Origin of the sequence: Sandarakinorhabdus sp., assembly GCF_040398645.1 — a bacterium.
In the GTDB taxonomy this organism is placed as follows: domain Bacteria; phylum Pseudomonadota; class Alphaproteobacteria; order Sphingomonadales; family Sphingomonadaceae; genus Sandarakinorhabdus.
The window spans coordinates 1-4,206 of sequence record NZ_JBBATR010000077.1; the positions used below are offsets into that span (position 1 = coordinate 1).

The 4,206-nt window shown below is 67.0% G+C and carries 6 protein-coding genes and 1 pseudogene; 5 read left to right on the forward strand and 2 right to left on the reverse strand.

The features are described from left to right. Both ABWP50_RS12450 and ABWP50_RS12455 read right to left on the reverse strand, forming a co-directional pair. On the reverse strand, positions 1-349 hold a 349-nt coding region (locus ABWP50_RS12450; protein ID WP_353218307.1), incomplete at its 3' end, for a hypothetical protein. Positions 350-387: 38 nt separating this feature from the next. Next, positions 388-1,077: a response regulator transcription factor gene (locus ABWP50_RS12455; RefSeq protein WP_353218308.1), complete on the reverse strand. Its 690-nt coding sequence runs from the start codon at positions 1,075-1,077 to the stop codon at positions 388-390. A 101-nt stretch (positions 1,078-1,178) separates the two neighbouring features. On the opposite strand from ABWP50_RS12455, the gene ABWP50_RS12460 reads away from it, so the two are divergent. The 5 genes and pseudogenes from ABWP50_RS12460 to ABWP50_RS12480 all read left to right on the forward strand — a co-directional run. After that, positions 1,179-2,324: a DUF3089 domain-containing protein gene (locus ABWP50_RS12460; protein WP_353218309.1), complete on the forward strand. Its 1,146-nt coding sequence runs from the start codon at positions 1,179-1,181 to the stop codon at positions 2,322-2,324. Beyond that, on the forward strand, positions 2,321-2,809 hold the full coding sequence (ruvX, locus tag ABWP50_RS12465; protein ID WP_353218316.1) for a Holliday junction resolvase RuvX: 489 nt from the start codon (positions 2,321-2,323) through the stop codon (positions 2,807-2,809). The genes ABWP50_RS12460 and ruvX overlap by 4 nt, the downstream gene beginning before the upstream one ends. A 5-nt stretch (positions 2,810-2,814) precedes the next feature. Further along, a pseudogene (gene msrB / locus ABWP50_RS12470) lies at positions 2,815-3,165 on the forward strand (peptide-methionine (R)-S-oxide reductase MsrB); the annotation flags it as partial. Beyond that, complete coding sequence (locus tag ABWP50_RS12475; RefSeq protein WP_353218310.1) at positions 3,165-4,019, forward strand: peptidylprolyl isomerase; 855 nt, start codon at positions 3,165-3,167, stop codon at positions 4,017-4,019. The pseudogene msrB and the gene ABWP50_RS12475, both read left to right, overlap by 1 nt. After that, positions 4,016-4,206 (forward strand): DUF952 domain-containing protein (locus tag ABWP50_RS12480; RefSeq protein ID WP_353218311.1); only part of this gene is annotated, 191 nt, incomplete at its 3' end. The genes ABWP50_RS12475 and ABWP50_RS12480, both read left to right, overlap by 4 nt.

Genomic DNA, 4,206 nt, shown 5'->3' on the forward strand with positions numbered 1-4,206 from the left:
CCTGATCGGCCATGCCGGTCACCCGGTAAAAGCCTTCATCGCGCGGCACCACTGTCGGCCAGTTCAGCAAATTGCCGACGACCATGGCGCCGCTGGCATCGGACAAATGGATCACCAGCGGGCCGGGCACGCCCAGTTCGCCCTGCAGGATGTCCAGCGCGGCGGCCTTGCCCTGGTCACGCCAGGCGGCGGCAGCAACATCGGCAATGGCATCAACTCGGCTGCGCGCTTCGCCCTCCAACTGTGATTTGGTGGCGCGTTCGAGCAGGAGGAGCAACACCGCGCTGCCCGTGACCAGCACCGCAAACAACAACAGGCTGATCCGCGCGGTGGTCGTGCGGGGGAGCATCCTGAACATCATCAGATCATGCTGCTGATCAGGCGGGATCAGGCATGACCCGGCTCACCGCCAACGCGGTAGCCGGCACCGCGCACGGTTTCGACGATCGGACCAGCGCCGCCTTCATCCAGTTTCTTGCGCAGCCGGCTGACATGCACATCAATAACGTTGGTGCCGGGATCGAAATGATAATCCCACACGCCTTCCAGCAGCATCGACCGGGTGACGACCTGCCCGCGGTGACGGACCAGATACTCCAGCAAGCGAAATTCGCGCGGTTGCAATTCGATGCGCCGGCCGTCCCAAGTCACGCGCCGCGCCAGCAGATCCAGCTCAAGCTCGCCTTCCACCAGGCGGGTGATTTCCGCAGCGCCGCCCGCCCGGCGCCGCACCGCATCCAGCCGGGCCAGCAATTCCGGCAATTCAAACGGCTTGGTCACATAATCATCGGACCCGGCGCGCAGGCCGCGCACACGTTCATCCAGGCTGGCCAGTGCCGACAGCATGACCACGGGCGTGTTGTTGCCGGCAGCGCGCATCCGGGTCAGGATGGTCAGTCCGTCCAGGCCGGGCAGCATCCGATCGAGCACAATGGCGGAATGCGGGCCGGCCATCGCCAATTCAAGCCCGCGCTGGCCATCGCTGGCGATTTCCACATCATGCCCGGCATTGCGCAGTCCGCAGGCGACATGGTCGGCCATGGTCGCGTCGTCTTCGATGCATAAAATATTGCCCATGCTGCGATGATATGACGCAAACTGTGTCATTTTCAAGTGAGCCGGGCCACTGCGGCCATTTTTCATCGCATGCTCGGGCGCACGCCTGCTAAGGCAGCCGCATGTTGGCACGTCGATTTTTGTGGGTGGTGGCCATTGCCATCTTCATCGTGGTTGCAGCGGCGATCACCTACCGGCTGGGCGGCAACGCGCTGCTGTCCGCTGCGCTGGTGCCGCGCGGCGAATTTTCGGCCATCGCGGCCGGCACGCCCTATGATTACGCCCTGCCAAAAAGCTGGGCCGCACGGCCGGGCATGGCCGGCGATCCAACGGCGTGGCGGCCAACGGGCGCAGCGGCTGCGCTGCCGGCCACCGGCAAGGCAGCGGTGTTTTTTGTGCCGCCCACCGCCGCATTTGGCAATGATCGCTGGAATGATCGATCCGATAGCGGCGACACCGCCAAGCGGTTGGCGGGGTTCTTGCGCACCCAGGCCAGCGCCTTGGCCGATGCCGGCCCGCTGTGGGCGCCGCATTACCGGCAGGCCGTGCTGGGCAGCTTTCTGGCCAGCGCGCCCGATGCGCGCCGCAACGCGGCCGCCGCGCAGGAACTGGCCTATGCCGATGTGGCGGCTGCATTTGCCGCCTTTGTGGCGGCGCACCCGAGCACTGGGCCCAGCGGTGGCCCGATCATTTTGGCCGGCCATAGCCAGGGCGCGCTGCATCTGCTGCGCCTGCTGAAGGAGCAAGTGGCGGGCACGCCGCTGGCGGGCCGGGTGGCGGCGGTTTATCTGGTGGGCTGGCCGGTATCGGTAACGGCGGATCTGCCGGCGCTTGGCCTGCCGGCGTGCACCGGCCCGGCGCAGGCCGGCTGCATCCTGTCGTGGCAAAGCTTTGCCGAGCCGGCTGATCCCGAAGCCATCTTGTCGGTTTATTATGCCGGCACCGGCCTTGCCGGCTTGCCGCGCGCCGGCACGGCGATGCTGTGCACCAATCCCCTGACGGGCGGCGCGGCTGGGGCGGCGCTGGCGGCGGCCAATCCCGGCAGCCTGCTGCCCACGGCCTTGCTGGACGCTGGCGAGATTATCAGCCCCGGTGTGCCGGCCCGCTGCGATGCCCGCGGGCTGCTGCTGATCGGCGAAGCGCCGTCGGGCTATCCGGCGTTTGTGCTGCCCGGCAACAACTACCATGTGTTTGATTATCCACTGTTCTGGCAGGCCGTGCGGCAGGACGCAGCGGCAAGGGTGCAGGCGTGGACGCCAGCGCCCTGATCGCTGGCAACATCGCGGAATTTGCCGCCGCTCTGCCGGATGGGGGCCGGCTGGGCGGGCTTGATGTCGGCACCAAGACCATCGGCCTTGCCACGTGCGATGCCAGCTGGAGCTTCGCCAGCCCGGCGCGGACCTTGTCCAAGGCGAAATTTGCCGTCGATCTGGCGGCCTTGCAGCTGTGGGCAGCGCAGGAACGGCTGGCTGGGCTGGTGATCGGCCTGCCGCTCAACATGGACGGCACCGACAGTTCGCGCACGCAATCGGTGCGGGCCTTTGCGCGCAATCTGGCCCTGCTGGGCCTGCCGCTGCTGCTGTGGGACGAACGCTGGTCCACCGCCGCCGTGGAACGCGCGATGATCGCCGAGGATTTGTCACGCGCCCGCCGCGCCGAGCGGGTGGACAGGCTGGCGGCTGCCTATATTCTACAGGGTGCAATCGATGCGCTGGCGCGCCACACCAGCGAACCCCACTGGAGCATGTCATGAGCTGTCTTTCCCCCGAAGCCCGCGCCGTTCTGTATGATCACGCCACCGAACGGCCGTTCACCTCGCCGCTGAATGATGAAAAGCGCGCTGGCGATTTTCACTGCGCCGGCTGCGGCGCGCTGCTGTACCGTTCGGCGACAAAATATGATTCCGGCTCCGGCTGGCCGAGCTTCTGGGCAGCGGAGCCCGGCGCTGCTGCCACCACCACCGATACCAGCCACGGCATGGTGCGCACCGAAGTGCACTGCGCCGCCTGCAACGGGCATCTCGGCCATATCTTCCCCGATGGCCCGCCGCCGACCGGGCAGCGCCATTGCATCAACGGGCTGGCGCTGAATTTCGTGGCTGCGGCCTGATGCGCGCCGCGCTGTTGGCGATCGCGGCGGCGCCGTTGATCATGGCGCAAGCGCCTGCTGCGCTAACGGCCGATGAGATTGCGGCAAAGGCACCGGCAGCGCATTGGCTGGCCATCGATCCCGATGATATCATGGTGATGGACAGTGCCGCCGGGCGCATGGTCATCCAATTGGCCCCCAGCTTTGCCCCGGCGCATGTCGCTGCCATCAAGGCGCTGGTGCGCGAAGGCCGGTTTGACGGTGGCCGCATCGTCCGGGTGCAGGACAATTATGTCGTGCAATGGGCGGCGCGGCCCGATCCGCTGTGGAAACCGGCGCCGCTGCCGGCCGAATATGAACGCCCTGCCGCTGGCCTCACCTTCACGCCGTCGCCCTATGCCGATACTTATGCGGAAGCTGGCTTCGTCGGCGGCTGGCAGGCCGCGCGGGACAGCAAGGCCGGCACGGTCTGGCTGGCGCACTGCTACGCCGCCGTGGGTGTCGGCCGCGAAAACCCGCCCGACACCGGTGATGGCAGCGAGCTTTACACCGTGATCGGCCACGGCCCGCGCCACCTCGATCGCAACATCGCCAATGTCGGCCGCGTGCTGTCCGGCATCGAGCCCCACGCCGCCCTGCCGCGCGGCAGCGAAGCCATCGGCTTTTACAAGGACGAGGCTGCCCGCGTGAAAATCAGCCGCGTGCGCCTGGCCAGCCAGATCGCCGGCTTCCCGCGCTGGCAGATGATGGACACCGGCTCGGCCAGCTTCGCCGCCGTCAACACCGCCCGCGCCAACCGCACCGGTTTCTTCGTGCGCCCGGCCGGCGCTGCCGATCTGTGCACATTGAAGGTGCCGGTTCGAGAAGCGAAGTGACGCCGATCATCAAGCTGCTGCGCGCAGCGGAATGGGCGCAGTTTCAGGCGGATGGCGTGTTTATCGGGTCGCCGGATGATTTCCGCGACGGCTACATCCACATGTCCACGCCCGATCAGGTGTCCGGCACCGCCGCCAAATATTTCGCCGGTGAAGTTGGTGCGGTGGCGCTGACGTTCGATGCCGA